The sequence below is a fragment of the uncultured Aquimarina sp. genome, from assembly GCF_947495315.1.
In the GTDB taxonomy this organism is placed as follows: Bacteria; Bacteroidota; Bacteroidia; order Flavobacteriales; family Flavobacteriaceae; genus Aquimarina.
On record NZ_CANLYD010000002.1, the window covers coordinates 477,363 to 497,515 of the forward strand.

9 protein-coding genes are annotated in these 20,153 nt (G+C 34.9%); 4 read left to right on the top strand and 5 right to left on the bottom strand.

Features of this window, described 5'->3' with window-relative positions; all coding sequences use genetic code 11:
• Positions 1 to 26 precede the first annotated feature (26 nt).
• The 5 genes from Q0910_RS05570 to Q0910_RS05590 form a co-directional block, all read right to left on the bottom strand.
• Complete coding sequence (locus Q0910_RS05570) at positions 27 to 2,366, bottom strand: family 20 glycosylhydrolase (RefSeq protein ID WP_299213395.1); 2,340 nt, start codon at positions 2,364 to 2,366, stop codon at positions 27 to 29.
• A 3-nt stretch (positions 2,367 to 2,369) separates the two neighbouring features.
• Positions 2,370 to 3,242, bottom strand: coding sequence for an N-acetylglucosamine kinase (locus Q0910_RS05575; protein WP_299213397.1), 873 nt, complete (start codon positions 3,240 to 3,242; stop codon positions 2,370 to 2,372).
• A 122-nt stretch (positions 3,243 to 3,364) separates the two neighbouring features.
• A complete protein-coding gene (gene nagB, locus Q0910_RS05580) occupies positions 3,365 to 5,275 on the bottom strand; it encodes a glucosamine-6-phosphate deaminase (RefSeq protein WP_299213399.1) in 1,911 nt (636 codons plus the stop codon).
• A 95-nt stretch (positions 5,276 to 5,370) separates the two neighbouring features.
• On the bottom strand, positions 5,371 to 6,906 hold the full coding sequence (locus tag Q0910_RS05585; RefSeq protein WP_299213401.1) for a SusD/RagB family nutrient-binding outer membrane lipoprotein: 1,536 nt from the start codon (positions 6,904 to 6,906) through the stop codon (positions 5,371 to 5,373).
• A gap of 30 nt (positions 6,907 to 6,936) precedes the next feature.
• A complete protein-coding gene (locus Q0910_RS05590) occupies positions 6,937 to 10,059 on the bottom strand; it encodes a SusC/RagA family TonB-linked outer membrane protein (protein WP_299213403.1) in 3,123 nt (1,040 codons plus the stop codon).
• Positions 10,060 to 10,271: 212 nt separating this feature from the next.
• Here Q0910_RS05590 and Q0910_RS05595 point away from each other — a divergent pair, with 212 nt between their 5' ends.
• The 4 genes from Q0910_RS05595 to Q0910_RS05610 all read left to right on the top strand — a co-directional run bounded on the left by Q0910_RS05595 (position 10,272) and on the right by Q0910_RS05610 (position 20,043).
• A complete protein-coding gene (locus Q0910_RS05595) occupies positions 10,272 to 11,333 on the top strand; it encodes a histidine kinase (RefSeq protein WP_299213405.1) in 1,062 nt (353 codons plus the stop codon).
• Complete coding sequence (locus Q0910_RS05600) at positions 11,330 to 12,058, top strand: LytTR family DNA-binding domain-containing protein (protein ID WP_299213407.1); 729 nt, start codon at positions 11,330 to 11,332, stop codon at positions 12,056 to 12,058. Before Q0910_RS05595 ends, Q0910_RS05600 begins: the two co-directional genes overlap by 4 nt.
• Positions 12,059 to 12,147: 89 nt before the next feature.
• A complete protein-coding gene (locus tag Q0910_RS05605; protein WP_299213409.1) occupies positions 12,148 to 13,956 on the top strand; it encodes a sodium:solute symporter family protein in 1,809 nt (602 codons plus the stop codon).
• Positions 13,957 to 14,247: 291 nt separating this feature from the next.
• Positions 14,248 to 20,043 carry a glycosyl hydrolase family 18 protein gene (locus tag Q0910_RS05610; RefSeq protein ID WP_299213411.1) on the top strand — a complete coding sequence of 1,932 codons (5,796 nt, stop codon included), beginning with the start codon at positions 14,248 to 14,250 and terminating at the stop codon, positions 20,041 to 20,043.
• The last annotated feature ends 110 nt before the right edge of the window (positions 20,044 to 20,153 follow it).

The window sequence follows — 20,153 nt, forward strand, 5'->3', positions numbered from 1 at the left end:
TTTTAATTCATATTTTACATTACTTTTTATTTTAGTGAGAGAGCTCCTTCAGAATTTTGATGGAAAATCATTGTTTCATTTACTATCTTGTATTCTCTATCAAATTCTTTTCGGTATTTTAATTCTACCGTATTCCAGTCTGATGCCCATCCTTTTACAACATTATTAAGGTAAATTATTTTAAGTTTGTGTTTTCCTTTTTTAAGAGCGATAGAGCTTTCTTCGGGATGTTTTTTTATCGTTTTTTTATAATCGATAACTAATTTGTCACCAATCCATATTTGATCTTGTGTACTAGAAAAATAATATATTCCGTCTTCTGGGATGTCAATATATCCTTCTAAGAATACTGCTTTAAAATTTTCCTTTTTAACTTCATGTCCCCAATCAAAAGTATGATTTGCCTCTTTAATATTCTGAACTACTGTTACCTCAGTTGGAATTTTCGTTTGAATTTCATCTATGCTCAAAAAATGACCTTTTATTGTTTTGATCTTCAATCCTGGAGATAAATCCATCGATTCTGATATTGATGGGAGATATGATTCTTTTGCAATGTTAATAGTTCTTGTTTTACTGATTTTACCATGAGGCAATACTGAGGCTATTTTTAAAGTAGTAGTTGTATTAAAAGTAAGCGCTGTTGAATATTCTTTACTATCATTAGTAGGCTCTGATCCATCAGTAGTATACACCATTTTTACGGGATGTGTTGTATTAAAAGGTAAGGTTACAGTATCAAGGAATGCGATATGATCGGATGAAGGCCCTTCTGGTAACGGGATGTGATAATTTATGTTATGATGATCAAGTATTGGATATATACTATTTAAGCGATTTAAGAAACTATTAAAATTTTTGTTGTTCTCTATAGTCCATCCTGTCTCTGCGATAGCTATTAATCGAGGGTATAATTGATATTCTGCAATTTTATCGTTATCCGTCTGTTCAGCCCACAAATTTCCTTGTAATCCAAGAATGTGATGTCTTTTATCTTCTTTTATTGCATTGGGAATAGGATTGTAATGATATGTTTTTTGTAGTGGTGTATGTCCACCAAACGCCATTGGTTCTACTTGTTTACTACCTTGATAAAAATTAAGATATACGTAGTCTAACGGAGTCATGATTACATCGTGGCCTTCATTTGCAGCTTTAATACCTCCTTTTTCACCTTGCCAAGACATTATATTGGTAGTTTCAGTGATTCCTCCTTCTAGGATTTCATCCCATCCGATCATTATTTTATTATGATTGTGAAGTATTTTTTCTACACGAGCCATGAAGTAACTTTGTAGTTCTTGTTCATCTTTTAGTCCTTCTCTTTTCATTAGTTTTTGACATAATTCAGATTCCTTCCAATTGCGTTTTGGTACTTCATCACCTCCTACGTGAAAATATTTATATGGGAATAAAGCTGCCATTTCTTGTATTACATTTTCAACAAAAACATATACATCTTCCTTTCCTGCGCATAAAATGTTATAATCTACACCCCATATTTCTCTTATTTCAAAGGACTTTTCAACGCAAGCAAATTCTGGATATGAAGCAAGAATTGCCCTAGCGTGTCCAGGCACATCAAATTCAGGGACTACATCAATAAATCGTTCTTTAGCATATGCAACAACCTCTTTTACTTCTTCTTGTGTATAAAACCCATGGTAAACATCGCTTTCTGTATCTCCTCTTTTAGCACCAATCTCTGTTAATTTAGGATATTGTTTTATTTCTATTCGCCAACCTTGATCATCCGTAAGATGCCAATGAAATTTATTTATTTTTAATGTTGCCAGAAAATCCAATTGTTTTTTGATAAATTCTACGGTAAAAAAATGTCTGGATACGTCAAGTAATACCCCTCTCCATTTAAAGGCTGGTTGATCTTTTATATCTACAGAAGGAATTACAACTTGCAGATCTTCTTTAAAATTATCATTTGAAATAAGTGGTAGCAATTGCATTAGGGACTGAGCTCCGTAAAATAACCCTTTAGTAGTTTTTGAAGTAATCAAGATGTGATCTTCAAAGGTTTTTAACAAATATCCTTCTTCATTTAATTCTAGTGAAGTATCTATTAATAAATGAATTGAGTTTTCTTTTTTTTGATCAGATGTTTTAAGACGTAATCCTGTTTTTTCATGGATAATATCAGCAAAAAATAATGCTATGGCCTTTGTTTCATCTTTTTTTATAAATAAAGAGGTTTCTTTATCAATAGTGAAACTCCCTTGTTTCTCCAGCAATGACAAAGGCATTGGCGTAATTCTGGGAGTTGTATTTACAGCAGTTGTATTTTTGCCTTTTTCCTGACAAGAGATTAAAAATATAAGAATTGATACTATGTAGAAAATGGATCTCTTCATTTATTATATTGTTTTTTGTAATGAATACTCGTTAGAAATGATATACTTGATAAGGTTATTGATAGGTTTTTTGATAAAACTTTTTGTCGAAAAGCCTTTGGAAATCAGCATCTTATTGATGATGTCTTGTGTGTAATATGCGATAGAGCCTACAAAATGTATTGGGTGATTTTCTAATTCTTTGGTATAAAGCATTAAATAATTGTCAATGAAAACTTCGATTCCGTGATATAACAAGTTTTCTATAAAAGGATGACCTCGATGTCGAAACAAGAAGATTGCGTAGGATGCCAAATATGCATTAGGTTGTGGTAAATCATATAAATTATAAAAAAGTGATTCTAAATCTGACCCAAACATTATCTTAAATTCTTTGGCAAGACTAGAAGGCATACGTTGTAGGTAAAAGCTTTTCAGTAACTCTTTTCCGAAGTAATTACCACTGCCCTCATCGGCAAGTAAATACCCTAAAGATGGAGCGTGCTGTATTATTTTTTTACCATCAAAGTAGCAACAATTAGATCCTGTGCCTAAAATAGCAATAACTCCTGAAGTCCTTGTAGTGGCGTGTACAGCGGCAATAATATCTTCTTCAACCTTTATTAATTTTAAATTATTAAAGATAGAACGGAAAGATGATTTGATTTTTTGATTTGATTTTTCCGTGCCGCAACCTGCTCCATAAAAATGTATTTCCTCGATCAAGTTTCTTTTTTCTAATACTTCAGAAACCTCTAATATTATGTTTTTAATTGTACTCTCTGATATATTTAGAGGGTTGATACCTATTGTTGTTTGTGAACACAATTGATTTCCCAATCTGTCAATTAGAATCCAATCACATTTCGTAGAACCACTATCAGCTATTAATATCATACATTCTAATCTTTATAATTTAATTCTAAATGGAATATTTGTTTACTCTTAACTTATTTCGAGATCAATTCTATTCGAAAGGTGTTTTTAATTTATTTGGTAGTTAACTATTGATAAAAGCACTAAAAATAGTATCGTTTAAAAGCTTCAATAGCTTCATAATCAGCTAGCCCTAGGCTGTCATATAATTCTGCCGTGTTCTTATTTCGTTCCTCTGCTCTTAACCAAAATTCTCTAGAATCTTCACCTTGAAACATCACTTTATCCTTTTGTGATTGGTGAAAAAGAATTGCGTTGGTCTTTCGGTTTACTTCATCTGGGCTTAAGGGTACTGCCATTTCAATATCGTGTATATCCCATTCGTGCCAAGCTCCTCGATATAACCATAGCCAGCAATCCTTCATAAATTCTTCCTGTTTCAATATAGAAACTGTTTCGAGGATTGCATCAAGACAAAGTTTATGAGTTCCGTGTGGATCTGCGAGATCTCCTGCAGCATAGATTTGATGTGGTTTAATGAGCGTTATAATATCTTTTATAATATTAATATCAGCATTGTCAATAGGATTTTTTTTCGCCCTTCCGGTTTCATAAAAAGGAAGGTTTAAGAAATGAACTTTATGATCAGGAAGCCCTAAATATCTGGTAGCACCGTAAGATTCCATTCTTCTGATAAGTCCTTTTGTTAATCTTACTTCGGCAGAATCAATATCATTAATGTTTTTCGATTTTATGGCATCTATTATAGTATTAAAAATGGTATCATCCTCAGATAAGCGTTGTGCTACTTCACCAAATTTTAAAGCTTCTTGATCAGTTACAGCAATGTTTCCAGAGGTTTGATATGCCACATGTACATCGTGACCTTGATCAATAAGTCTAGAAAATGTACCTCCCATAGAAATTACATCATCATCAGGATGCGGACTAAAAATAAGTACTCTTTTTTGAGCAGGATTGGCTCTTTCGGGACGTTTGGTGTCGTCGGCATTTGGTTTTCCACCTGGCCATCCAGTGATAGTATTTTGCAAATGATTAAACATTTTGATGTTTAATTCATATGCGGATCCTTCTAATGTTAAAAGACTAGACATACCGTGGTCATTATAATCTTTATCAGTTAGTTTTAATAAAGGCTTTTGGACTTCCTGGCTTAACCAGGTTACTGCCTTCAGCTTAAGTTTTGGGGTCCATATGCATTGATCTACTAACCAAGGAGTTTTAATTCTGGTAAGATCAGCGGCAGCTTCACTATCTAAAATGACGGTTATGTTTTTGTGTTCTTGTAAGAAAGAAGCTGGGATATGGGAAGTTATTTCGCCTTCAATAGTCTTTTTTACAACGGATGCTTTTTTATGTCCCCACGCAAGTAGAAGAACACGTTTAGCTTTCATAATCGTGCTAATCCCCATAGTTATGGCTCTTTTGGGAACATTTTCTAAACCATTAAAATCTGAGGCAGCATCTCTTCTGGTTATGTGATCTAAGGTTATAATTCTGGTGCCAGAATTGCGATGGGATCCTGGCTCATTAAAACCGATATGTCCTGTTCTACCAATACCTAGTAATTGAAAATCTAATCCACCAAGTTTTTTTATTTTCATTTCATAGTCGATACAATATTGATCAATTTCTTCTGTGTTAATATTTCCAGAAGGAATATTTATATTTTCTGGGTTTATATCAACGTGATCAAACAGATGTTGATGCATAAAATGATGATAACTTTGTTGATTATCTGTATCCATTGGATAATACTCATCCAGATTGAAGGTGATCACATTATTAAAACTGAGTTCTCCTAAACGATACATTGTTACTAGTTCTTCATATACTTTTATCGGAGAGGATCCTGTAGCTAAACCTAATATGCAGGGCTTACCTTCTTTTTGTTTTTGTTTTATTAAATCTGAAATTTCTACAGCTACTAGTTTAGATGCATAAGAAGAATCCTGAAATATTTCATTATGGATTTTTTCGAATTTGGTATCCTCAAACTTGCCAACTTGCCTGAATTTAATTTCTTTAATCATTTTTCTTTTTTTAAGCTTTAAGATGATTTAAATTTTATTTTTCAAAATGTTATGATACTAATTTATGGATGGTTACAGGGGGTTCCATATTAGATCTATTCGATGTCCCACCATATATTGGTAGTCATTACATCCGGTCCTTGTCTTTCTATAGCTTCTTTTACTTTTGCTTCATTGGCTACTAATTCTGTAGTTGAATATTGTAACCTTTTGGGCACATTTCCGTTATTAGGTTCTGAAACGAAGAATGTGGTATCATCTGTTAATGCCGGAATAAGCTCCGTTCTTCTAACTAAAGACCAGGCTTCATATCCATTCATTAATAGGGCTAACCATCGTTGGTTCCAGATAACTTCTAATTGTTGTTCAGTGGATCCGGATAAAGTAGCGATAGATTCGTTAGTTATAAAGGTTTCGATATCAGCAGCGTCTACACCCCAGAAATTCATGCTTGCTCTAATTCCTTCTTCATAGAGCGCCTGTGGATTTCCTGAGTACCCTAAAAGAGCTGCTTCTGCCTGTAAAAAATAAGATTCGGCTGCGGTTAGTATTTGTGTTGGTAGAACATTAGCGATATCGGTTGTAGAAGTCCCGATGATTTTTTGAGATGGAATTGCAAGATTATCTCTCGGTATGATTCCTCGCATCGAGATTGCTGTCCCTTCATAAGTACCATTTGGAGATGGATCTGCCATTTGATAAATTCTAGGATCATTATTGTCATTTAATAAATTCATATAACGATCTGAGAATACCCACTTAGAGCCTAATCCACCAAACCCCCAATAAACGTCTTCAAAACTTCCATCGAGAAATGATAATATCAATGCAGATTCCGACTTCTTTACTAGAGCTTCATTTGAGCCATCTATTAAAGTATTACTCAGACAATCATTAATAACAGTATCTATAAATGACTGTTCACTGGCTTGTATAAAGGCATCTCTGGATCTGATGGCAATTCGTAGTCGTAATGTATTGGCAAATGCTTTCCATTTTTGAGGATCTCCGGCATAAATAAAATCTCCTTCGGCGCCAGCGATTATTTCTGATGATGAACCAATTTGATCCATTTGTGCTTTGAGATCATTCATAAGACCCGTATAAATTTCTTTTTGAGTATCGTATTTGGGCTGCGGATCATCTAGGATCAATTGGTCTCCAATAACCTCACTATAAGGGATATCTCCATAAATGTCGGTCATTTTTTGATAAAACCAAGACATCATGATTTTTGTAACAGCCGCACCATTTTCATCTCCTAAATCATTATAAGTACCAAGTAAGTTTCTAATATTTAGAGAGACTTTTTGATAAGACGCATCAAATATGGCATTGGTCCAGCCTTGATTATTTTGATAAGCATCACCTGCGAACCAAGAACCTTCTGCATTGTAACTAAACTGATGTGCAAATTGACTTGTATATATTAAATTCCCTCTCCAGGTAAGGAATCGAGGTTCTGCGAATTCAAAATATTGTACTCCAGCCATAATACCCTCTACTGTGGCAGTTTCTGGGTCAATAGGATTAGTGTTTATTTCTTCAAAATCTTCTGTACACGAAATAGGTGCAATTATCAGTATAAGAAAACCTACAAATAGTTTTACAATGTGTTTTTGAGTTTTCATAATTCTTTGTTTATTAATATCAATATTCATTTAAAAAGTAAGGTTTACTCTAAGTCCGTGGCTACTAGCGGAAGGAATTCCAAAAAACTCTACACCTCCAAAACTTGTATTAAATCCTGTTTCTGGATCAAAATTGTCGGTATTGCTATGTAGTATAGCTAGATTCCTTCCTACATAACTTATAGATAGCTTAGACAGATGTAGTCCCTGAATAGTTTTCTCAGGAAAACTATATCCAAAGGTTAATTCTCTAAACTTGACAAAACTTCCATCATAGACCCAGTTTTCTGAAATTTGACCGACTCTACCCCAGTATGTTTGAGGATTTACTCCTCTTTGTTGTACATCAGGGTCCAATGTGCCATCAACAACAGCATTTTCGGGTAATGCGATACCTTGCCCACCAGAAAAGAATTCTCTCCCTGCTAGTGTTTCTATAGCTGTACCTTGTGTATGTCTTTGTATTTCTGATAGTGAAAATACATCACCACCAAATCTTGCATCAAATAAGAAACTTAAAGAGAATTGCTTATAAGTAAAAGTGTTCCCCCAGTTTAAAAAGGCATCTGGAGCAACATCGCCGATCCGAGATATTTCAGTATTAATTACTGGTAGCCCATTGGTGTCATAGACAATATTTCCACTATCATCTCTGGTGAATGTAGTACCAAATAATCCCTGAGCACTAGAACCTACTTCTGCAGCTACTTGTACAACGTCATTAAATTGTCGTACTAATATGTTTCTTTCTACTCCTTGTGCTAATTCTTCAACTTTATTTTCATTGGTGGTAAAGTTTACTGTCGTAGACCAGCTAAAATTATCGGTTTTAAGGATATCAGCATTCAAAGAAAGTTCGAGTCCTTTGTTAGTTACTAAACCTGCGTTGATAATCTGATTTGCCGCTCCGCTTGCCGGAGGAAGTGTTAAACGTAGTATTTGATCTTCAGTTCTTATGGTATAATACGTGGCAGAAAGTCCTATTCTATTATTAATGAAGCGAGCATCTAAACCAAATTCGAGGGCGTTTGATATTTCAGGAATTAAATCTGGATTATTAAGTTCAGGACCTATTCCTGCACCTTCTTCTGCATTTCCGAAAAAGAAAAAACGTTGGCCGTTAAATAGATTAGAGGATACATTATAGGTGTTTACCAAAGAAAAAGCACCAGTGGCATTACCCGTCTGCGCAAAACTTCCTCTTAGTTTTAAATTAGATAGTATTTCGTTATCCTGTAGTGAAGGGAAGGCATCTGTTACTACAAAACTTAAACCAACAGATGGATAGAAAAACGAGGCATCATTTATTGGTAATGTAGAACTCCAGTCATTTCTGGCTGTAAATTCTGCGAATAAATAATTATTAAACCCTATAGTCATAGATCCGAATACAGAATTAGATGAGTTTCTGGCGTTGCCAGGTACTACACTAATACTTTCGAAGTTGTTAAGTGAGAAAAAGTTAGGGAGTAAAAACGTTTCTCCAATAGCTTGTATGGATTTAAATGATACATCAGAATGACTAAAACCTAATGTAGCTCCTAAGTTAAAATTACTGCCTAAGTCTGTATTATATGTAAAAATAAGATCGTAATTATTTGTTCTTGCAGTAGAGTTTGTGTCAGAAAACCTTCCGTTTCCAGCAATATCAAAAGCACCAAATGGATTGAATATTTGCTGACTAGTTGTGATATGATCCTGAGAAAGCCTCATCAGACCTTTTAGTCCAGGTAATATATCAACATTAAGTTCTAAAAGGCTTATGTATCGATCTACCTCATCTTCATTAAGTAGGGTTTTAGAAGTGTAATAGGGATTGGTAATGAAAGCTCCAGCCCAGTTATTAGGTGTACCATCTGGTTCTAAAAAATTATCTCTTAATAAATTGTTAGAAATATTTCTTGGTCTTAGAGAAAGAGCTCTAGTGATGTTTGTCTGACCACCAGTTAGTTCTGGTCGATTTTGAGCATCTTGATGAATGTAATCTATCTTCCCCGTAATTTTTAACCAATCTGTGATTGCTGCACCAGCTTTGATACTAAAGTTTTGTCGTTTTAGATTACTTCCAGGTACTATAGACTCATCGTCTAATCTAGAAAAACTAAACCTATAATCGAATTTTTCTGTTCCTTGCGAAACTGAAACCGAATTCAAGAAAGAGAATCCTGTTCTAAAAAAATCTTTAAAATCATTATCATTAGCAGAATAGGCTGCAGTTCCTACACCATCAAATCGCTCTCTTTGTGATCCGTCTAATCTAGGTCCAAAACTATTACCATTAGTGATATCATATACTAATTGATTTGTTGAAGTATCAAACAAACCTTGACCGTACTCATTCTGAAATTTTGGAGATACTAACAGAGAATTAGCTGTGACTGCAGCGTTTATTTCTACTGTTGGTTTATCAGAACGTCCTTTTTTTGTAGTAATTACTAAAACTCCGTTGATTCCTCTAAACCCATATAATGCAGTAGCATTTCCACCTTTTAGCAGAGATATGTTTTCAATATCATTAGGATTCAAATTAGATAAAGTATTACCGTAATCAAGCCCTGAAGCAAAATCTCCTTGACCCCCTTGATTATCATCTATAATAACTCCGTCTAGTACTATCAGAGGTTGGTTGTTAGTTCCTAAAGAGCTAATTCCTCTTACATTAATAGAAACTGAAGACCCAATTCCGCCCGAATTAGAATTGATATTAACACCCGCTAGTTTTCCACGGATCGCGGATCCTACATTAGGATCTGCCGTCTGTGCGATTGTTTCAGATTTGATCTGTTGTACTGAATATCCTAATTTTTTTGATTCCTGCCGGATACCAAAAGCAGTTACTACTACATCTTCTAATTGTTCTGTATCTTGTTCTAAACGAACATTAATAGTATTTGATGAACCAACAGATCTTTCTATAGTCGTAAATCCAATGTATGAAAATACTAAAACGTCTCCCGGAGAAGCGTTAATTGAATAAGCACCATCAAAATCAGTTTGTACTCCATTAGAAGTTCCTTTTACGATCACATTAACTCCTGGTAAAGGAGTTTCGTTAACAGCATCAATTACTGTCCCCGACATCTTTTTTTCTTGAGCGATAACTCCAACTACTAAAAATAAAAATGAAATTAAAGTGAATTTTTTTTGCCTCATGTTTTCCTTTTATTGATTATTTGTGTTGTTCTAAATTAATCGTTTGAAGGTTTTCTTTTTTTTTTTTTATCCCAACAACAGCATTTTGATAATGAACGACATATAACTGTAGATAACCGTTGTCATAAGTTTTTGTTGCTAAACTTTTTTTTGTTTTTTATGTTATTTAATGATACTTTTTCACAGTTTTTTAACTAAATCAATATCATTCTGTGTCAAAAATTGAAGAAAATGTAACCCACGAGGATGTGGCAAAAAGAGTGATTAAGAAGAAGTACCATTTCTATTTTTGGATAATATACTTTCTTTTTAATGTAATTAGATGGGGGAGTTACTTTAACGATTATTGGTATTCATTTAGATCTAACTTGATAGAATTTCCATTACATTTAATCATAGTTTATTTTAACATATATTATCTAATACCAAGGTACTTATTAAGGAAGAAATATACGATGTACGTTGCTTTTTTACTTTTTAGTTTAGGGTTGCATTATGCGGTAAGATCAGGGTTGAATTATTGGTTAATTGCAGAAAATATTTGGCCAGAAGCTCAAGGAGAAAATGAACCTTTTGGTCTTAATCACATAATAGCAGTTGTATTAGGTGAGTTATATGTTCTTGCGCTTACGTATTCTATAAAGATTAGTGTTGATTTCATTATGGAAAGAAATAAAAACCAACAATTAACAGCACTACAGTACAAAACGGAATTACAATATCTCAAAGCACAAATCCAACCACACTTTTTTTTTAATACGTTAAACAATTTATATGCGTTAACTATACAAAAATCTTCAGAGGCATCAGAAGTAGTTGTCAAATTATCTGAATTTATGCAGTATATAATATATGATGCAAGTAAAAGAAAAGTTCCTTTGATACAAGAGATACAATATATTGATAATTACATAGAGCTTGAAAATATAAGATATGGAAATCAAATTGAAACAGAAATTAATATTGTAGGATGTATCGATGATGTATTAGTAACTCCACTTTTGTTCTTGCCGTTTGTAGAGAATGCTTTCAAACATGGTTTTAAGGATAAAGGCGAAATGAGTTTATTGGTTTCATTTGAAGTAAGAAATGAAACATTGATTTTTATGTCAGAGAATAGTTATGATGAGAATGCATCTTTAAAATCTAAAAATGGAATCGGAATTAAAAATGTTGAAAGAAGATTACAGCTTTTGTATAACAAAAACTACGAATTAATGATATCAAATGATAGTAACCTATATAAGATTACCCTTAAAATCCCAACCACATGACCATAAAAAGTATCATAATTGATGATGAACATTTAGCAATAAGTATTATTGAATCGTACCTGAAGGAGTTTAAAAACATTGAGGTTATTGGTGTGTTTAAAAACCCTTTGGAAGCTTTACCCTTATTAGAAAATGGAGGTATTGATGTGATCTTCCTAGATATTAATATGCCAAGAATGAATGGTCTAGAGTTTTTAAAAACTCTTAAAGAGTATCCGCAAATCATCATTACAACAGCATACAAAGAGTATGCAATCGAAAGTTATGAGCTAGAGGTTCTTGACTATTTGGTAAAACCAATACCTTTTAGCAGGTTTTTAAAATCAATTAATAAATTAATGGCAAGACTTATAACATTAGATAAAGGAAAACCTTTTGCTGATTTTGAGCAAGCTCCCCATGTTTTTTTGAAAGTAGATAAAAAACTAATCAAGATTTTTCTTCGTGATATCCTTTATATAGAGAGCCTAAAAGATTATATAAAACTACGAAGTGTAGAGGGAACCTATATTTCTCATAAATCACTGGCTAGTATAAGTGAGGAATTACCATCCGAAAATTTTATTAGGATACATAAATCATATGCCATAGCAATAGATAAAGTAAAATCTGTAGAAGGTAATCTTGTAGAGATTGGAGATAAAAGAATCCCGATAGGCCGTAACTATTCAATTCACGCTAAAAAACAAATATTAAAAAACAAAGGCAATCTATTTAATGAATAACTAATATCTTAATCCAATTCTATATAATACAAAAAGAACAGCCTTTTCAATACAATTGGCATAACCAATAATATAGCAAATACATTCACATGAAACTAAGCACACTTGATTACTCAATTATAATAGTTATTCTTCTTACTACACTTTTGATAGGCTTGATAGTATCAAAAAAAGCAGGAAAGAATACTTCAGAATACTTTTTATCAGGAAGAAATATGCCTTGGTGGTTATTAGGTTTCTCTATGGTAGCAACTACATTTTCTACAGATACACCAAACTTTGTAACAGATATTGTGAGAAAGGATGGTGTTTCTTCAAACTGGATGTGGTGGGCGTTTTTGATTACGGGTCTGCTAACTGTTTTTATCTATGCTAAACTTTGGCGAAGATCTAATGTGAGTACAGACATTGAGTTTTATGAGTTACGTTATGGTGGAGCTCCTGCTGTTTTTTTAAGATCATTTAGAGCTCTATATCTGGGTCTTGTTTTTAATGTTTTTGCAATGGCAGGCGTTACTCTTGCTGCGATTAAAATAGGCAGTATTATGCTCGGTTTAGAACCGTGGGAGACTATTGTGTATGCAGGAGTAATTACTGTAGTTTTTAGTGCTCTAGGGGGTTTTAAAGGTGTCGTGTACACAGATTTTTTATTGTTTTTTATAGCGATTGCGGGTGCAATAGGAGCAGCATATTATTTAGTGAATATACCAGAAGTTGGTGGGCTTAAAAGCTTAATGGAGCATCCTAATGTGGCTGATAAATTATCTTTATTACCAGATTTTGATGATAAAGAAGCACTCATCACATTATTAATTATACCATTAGCGGTACAATGGTGGAGTTCTTGGTTTCCAGGAGCAGAACCTGGAGGAGGAGGCTATATTGCGCAACGAATGCTTGCTGCTAAAAATGAAAATCATGCAATAGGAGCAACATTCTTTTTTAATATAATGCACTATGCACTAAGACCTTGGCCTTGGATATTAGTTGCATTGGCTTCGCTTATAGTGTTTCCTGATATCGCCAGTATTCAAGAGGCTTTTCCAAACGTATCCGAAGATAAATTAGGGCACGATTTGGCATATTCGGCGATGTTGGCAAAATTACCAAGTGGGTTATTAGGTTTAGTATTTGCTTCGCTTATTGCAGCATATATGAGTACCATTTCTACACATCTTAATTGGGGATCTTCTTACATTGTTAATGATTTTTACAAGCAACAGATAAAGAAAGATGCATCAGAGAAAGAGTTGGTAATGATTGGAAGAATATCAACAGTTGTTTTAATGGTATTGAGTGCTTTGTTTGCATTATATCTTAAGAATGCAAAACAACTTTTTGATATCATTATAATGTTTGGTGCAGGAACTGGACTTATTTTTATTCTAAGATGGTTTTGGTGGCGAATCAATTCTTGGAGTGAAATCTCTGCAATGATTATTTCGGGAATTGTTTCGTTAATATTCTCTTCATCAATTGGTGATTATGTATTTGGTGATGATGCAATAATGCCAAGTTGGGCAAAACTTCCTTGTATTGTGCTCATAACAACCATTATGTGGATAAGTGTAACGTTTTTAACAAAACCTGAAAGCGATAGTGTTTTACAGAATTTCTACAAAAAAATACAACCAGGAGGACCTGGCTGGAAAGGTGTTATTGTCAAAGCAAAGCAAAACAATATTGAACTTGTAAATAATATAGAAGGTTGGAGTGTACCATCCGGGATTTTAGCGTTGTTACTAGGATGTTTCCTAGTATACGGAGTGTTATTTACTACAGGGCATATTATTTATGGAAATCTACAAGAATCATTGATTCTAGGATCAGGGACCATCATTTCTGGTGTTCTTTTAGTCATGGTGTGGAAAAGGATTGGTAAGAATCTTGTTGTTTAATAATAGAATAGAATTTTTATAAATTTAGCAATAAATAGCACTGATATTTCTCAGTGCTATTTTCTTTTTTACAAGTACACTTCTTATGATTTTTATTAGAATTAACTAATTATAATGATACCATATCAAGTAATTTATTAGAATATCATAAAAATAACGGTTATAGGATTTTTGCCTCATAATATCTACAAAATGATGTCATTTATCTAATTAGTTTTTAGAGTCAAGTTGTTCTTTATACTTTAAGATCAGTTTAACATAGACTTTTCACAAACTTAAACACAAATCATTATGAAGCTATTAAAACCTTTATTAAAAAGATTTTCTTTTTATTTCGGCCACAGAAAAATACCATTACTAATCGTATGCTCCTTGTTAGTAAGTTTAACATGGGGGCAAGTAAATACAGGAGGAACAGCGACAACTTCTGATCATCAAAAGCAAGTGATTGGATATATTACAAACTGGGATGCCTGGAAAGCAGCTAGTGCTGGAGTTCCCTCTGCAGGAGCATTAACACAATTAAATATAGATTACTCGAAATACACTATTTTAAACTATTCTTTTTTTGGAGTAGCTGTAGATGGTTCTTTACATAGTGGAGATCTTAGAAATAAGGATATCTGGCAGCCTGGAGCTATACAACAACCAGGCGATCTTTTATACGGAGATGTTTATAGTAGTTGGGATTTTCATATCCTTTTTGGTGAAATAGAGCCTATACAATGGATCAACGAAGAAGTAAAACAAAGAGCTGAAGCTCTGGGATACGTAGTAGAAGTAGGCGGTACCACCTGGTCCCATCCTGAATGGGGACTTAGTGGTGTTTTGCCATTACCCTTACCAAAAGAAGGTAGTGGTGCCAAAGGTTTATTAGAACTAGCAAAAGCAAATGGAGTAAAAGTAATGGCTTCTCTAGGGGGATGGAGTATGTGTAAACATTTTCCCGAAATGGCAGCAGATCCTGTAAAAAGAGCTCGTTTTATCGAAGACTGTAAAAAGCTTATCAATATGGGATTTGACGGAATTGATCTGGATTGGGAATATCCAGGACCATTTCCGGGAATGAATTTCACAGGCACAAATGCAGACTATGCTAATTTCGAAAACCTAGTAGAAGAGATTAGAGATGCTATAGGACCGGATAAATTAATAACGGCTGCGATGGCAGCTGATTATAAGAAACTAGAAGGTTTCAATTGGTCTAGATTAGCCAATACCATGGATTACTTTAATATGATGACCTATGACTTTAACGGAGGATGGTCGAATATTGCCGGGCATAATGCACCGGTATATCCTTATGATGGAGCCGAAGCTCCTGATTTTAACTGGCAAACATTATTAGATAAAATGAAAGGAATGGGAGTGCCTGTTTCTAAGATTAATTTTGGTGCTCCATTTTATGGCAGAGGTGTTGTTACGGATGGAGCAGCAGACCTGAATGCTCCAACTGTAAAGAGAAATGTAACCATACAGCCTGATGGTCCCGTAAGCACAGCGGCCGATTATACAAACTGGCCTCAAGAAGTATATGATGGTACACCTAATTACTTTTTTATCCAACAAAAAACTGGATCAGGTAGCGGTTGGACTAGAAAATGGGACGATCAGGCAAAAGTACCGTATATGGTAAAAGGCAATTTCTTTTTAAGTTATGATGATGAAGAATCAATAACTGAAAAAGCTAAATTTATTAATGCCAATGACCTGGCAGGAACTATTATTTGGACCGTTTTCGGAGATCTTGAATTTTCGGGTTCAGCTCAATCTTTTGGTACAAAATTAAAAAGATGGTCTAATGTAAAATCACCTTTAGTAAATACATTAAACGAAGTATTCGCGAGTGGTGGAGTAGGTAATAAACCTCCGATAGTAAGCATTACATCTCCTGAAGATGGCGCTATATTCGAAGCTGGAAATACTATTCAAATTTCAGCTGATGCTAGTGATCCTGATGCTGATGGAAGCATTACCAGAGTTCAATTTTATAGAGGGACAACGCTATTAGCTGAAGATACAACAGTGCCATATTCTTATACCTGGAACAATAGTACAGCAGGAAATCATGCAATTATTGCAAAAGCATACGATGATAAAGGTGCTAGTGCTACGACAACCGTAAATATCTCCGTAACAGGTATTGGTGGAAATGAATTACCAACTGTTACCATTACATCACCTGCTGAGGGAGCATCATTTACTGCTGGAGCAACAGTTGCAATTTCTGCGGATGCTTTAGATACAGATGGGACTATAAATCGTGTAGCGTTTTATAATGGCAATGTATTGCTTGGTGAAGATACAAGTGAACCCTATAACTACAATTGGATCAATCCATCAGTAGGTAGTTATACTATTACTGCAAAAGCTTTTGATAATGAAAATGGTGAAGGAACTTCATCTATTTCAATAACTGTTACAGGAGGAGACTCTTGTACTGCACCTGCGTATGTAGCTGGACAGGTATATGTTGGAGGGGATCGAGTATCGTATCAAGGAAACGAATATGAAGCTAAATGGTGGACACAGAATAATGATCCTGTGACCAATCGCGAGAATGTATGGAAATTAATAGGTCCTTGCGGTGGCGGGCAAAGTGCGCCACAAGTATCTATCACCTCTCCAACTTCTGGACAATCTTTTGTTGAAAGCAGTACAGTTACTATCAGCGCAAATGCTTCAGACACAGATGGGACAGTTTCTAAAGTAGCATTTTATGTAGATGGTACTATGATTGCAGAAGATACGTCAGCACCATACACAACCAACTGGGCTGCTACTTTAGGTAATCATACTATTACTGCAGAGGCAACCGATAATGATAATCAAGCTACTACTTCAACAGCTGTAAGTATTAGCGTAACAACTGATGGCGGATGTACCGGTAGTAATAGTTTTAAAGTAGTAGGATATATGCCTAGTTGGCAAGGAGCCGCCAGTGCTGTTCAGTATGATAAATTAACTCATATCAATTATTCTTTCTTACTACCTAACAGCGATGGTAGTCTGCGCCCTTTGGATAACGTTTCAAAAATGCAACAACTCGTTTCTTTGGGTCATGCTCAGGGAGTAAAAGTATTGATCGCAGTAGGAGGATGGATGGATGGTAATGATTCAGCATTCACCACTTTGGCTGCAAATCCTACAACCCGAACAGCTTTTATAAACAACTTAGTCAATTTTGTAAATCAATATGATCTTGATGGAGTTGATATGGATTGGGAATACCCGCGTGAAGGTAATGAACCTCAGAATTTTGAATTATTGATGCAAGAACTGGGTCAGGCAATGCATACTAGAGGAAAATTGTTAACTGCTGCAGTAGTAGTTTCAGGATGGAACGCTGATGGAGTGTTAAGCGGAGTTTTTGATGATGTAGATTTCTTGAATATAATGGCGTATGATGGTCCAGATCACGGTTCAATGGGGCAGGCTCAAGGTGGATTAGATTATTGGCTAGGAAGAGGATTGCCAAAAGAAAAAGCAGTACTTGGTGTACCTTTTTACAGTCGTCCACAGGCACAAAGTTATGCTTCGTTATTAGCTCAGGGAGCGGATCCGAATAGCGATACTTTTCAAGGAAATAACTATAACGGAATTCCTACTATTAAAGCGAAAACACAAATGGCATTAGATCGTGCAGGAGGTATTATGATGTGGGAGATTTCACATGATACTACAGATGCTAATACCTCTTTATTAGCGGCAATCAATCAGGTAGCAGGGAATCCTTGCGAGCCGGATAATGTAGCTCCGCAAGTAACAATTACTGCACCAAATTCAGGGGCTACTTTTACTGTAGGAAATATGGTTACTATTACAGCTTCAGCATCAGATACCGATGGTAGTGTAACCAAGGTTGACTTTTATGTAGATGGAAATATGATTAGTTCTGATAACGCTGCTCCGTACGCTGCAGATTGGACAGCAACAAATGGTAGTCATACGATTACTACACGTGCAACAGATAATGACAACGCTGTTACAACATCCACAGCAATTTCTATTACGGTTACTGGTGATAACAACACCTCACCAACAGTAAATATAACGAGTCCAGCTGATGGAGCTTCTTTTAACGTTGGTGATACTATTAGTATTGAAGCTAACGCAAATGATACTGATGGTAACGTAACTAAAGTATCTTTTTACCTAGATGGAAATATAATTAACGAAGATACCTCTGCTCCATATTCAGCAAATTGGACAGCAACGAATGGCAATCATACTATTACCGCTATGGTGACTGATAATGAAGGAGCATCAACCACATCTTCAGCAATAAATATAACCGTGAATACTGATGGAGGAGGAGGTTGTAATGAACCTCAATACGTGGAAAATGGAGGATATGTTGCAGGCAGTATAGTTCAAAATAATGGTAATAAATATGAATGTAGACCATATCCATATTCAGGATGGTGTAACGGTGTCGCATGGGCATATGGCCCTGGAGAAGGAACCTATTGGCAAGATGCATGGACTCTTTTAGGAGAGTGTGGTGATGGAGATACAGGAAATGAAGCTCCAACCGTATTTATTTCGCAACCAACAAACGGACAGTCATTTGCTGAAGGGAGTACAATTGTAATTAATGCTTCAGCATCAGATACTGATGGAGATGTAACAAAAGTAGAGTTCTTTAGAAATGGAACTTTGATAGGAGAAGATACAACTAGTCCCTATAGTTTTACTTGGAACAACGCTTCAACAGGAAATTATACACTGATGGCAAAAGCTACTGATGATAGTGATGCTACAGGGGAATCTACAGTAAGTATTTCTGTAGGATCTGTAGATCCAATACCTGGTGATTTACCAAAAAGAATCTTGGTAGGATACTGGCATAATTTTAATAATGGTTCTTCGACTCCAAAACTAAGGGATGTATCCGAGAAGTGGGATGTTATTTGTATTGCCTTTGCAGAACCAAAGTTTGGCAGTAGATCTGATATGACTTTTAGTCCTTATGAAATTTATGGTAGTGCCTCAGAATTTATAAACGATGTTGCAACTGTACAAGCAAGAGGACAAAAAGTGTTGATTTCTATTGGTGGAGCAAATGCTACAGTAGAATTAAACACAGCATCAGAAAAGAATGAATTTGTAAATTCTATGACCACTATTATCAATACGTATGGGTTTAATGGACTGGACATTGATTTAGAAGGGAGTTCACTTTCTTTGGCAGCCGGAGATACTGATTTTAGAAGTCCAACAACTCCGAAGATCGTTAATTTAATTGATGCAACTAAGCAAGTACGAAATAATGTAGGTGCCGATAATTTTGTTTTGAGTATGGCTCCAGAAACCTTATATGTACAAGGAGGATTTAGTGCATACGGTGGAGCTAGTGGTGCTTATTTACCTGTTATTTACGGATTACGAAATGAGATGGATTATATCCACGTGCAGCATTATAATACAGGATGTATGTTAGGATTGGACGGGCTTTGTTATTCGTCAGCTAATGCTGATTTTCACGTAGCTATGGCAGAGATGCTGTTACAAGGGTTTCCGGCTGGAGGAAATCAATTCCCTGCTTTAAGACAAGATCAGGTAGCCATAGGATTACCAGCTAATCCAAGCGCGGCAGGAAGTGGATATACAGCACCCGCAGAAGTGCATAAAGCATTGGATTACCTAATAAAAGGTCAGTCTTTTGGAGGAAGTTATCAACTTAGAAACCCTACAGGTTATCCTAACTTTAGAGGGTTGATGACTTGGTCTATTAACTGGGATATTGTCGCAGGCTTTGGATTTTCTAATCCTCATAGAGCTTATTTAGATGCTTTGGATCAGAGAGCTCCAGAACAAATACTGGAAAAAGAAAGCTTGAAGATGTATCCTAATCCTTTTACATCAAAGGTAAATATCTCATTTGAGTTAAATAAAAATAAACCAATTACTGCAGTTATATATAATCAGATCGGTATGAAGATTGCCGTGTTAAAAGAAAACGAAAAACTTTCTTCTGGAAATCATAGTATGCAGTGGGATACCGATGGTATTCCAAATGGAATCTACTTCTTGAAAATCTGGATGGGTAAAGAAGTAAAAACAATGAAACTGATTAAACAGTAACATTTCCCCATAATGTTTTTTTGAAATTTACCTCTCGTCTACGTTTAAAAATGATGAGAGGTGAATTTTGCTATTAACAACTACTTCTTGAGTAAACATCTTCATCAGAG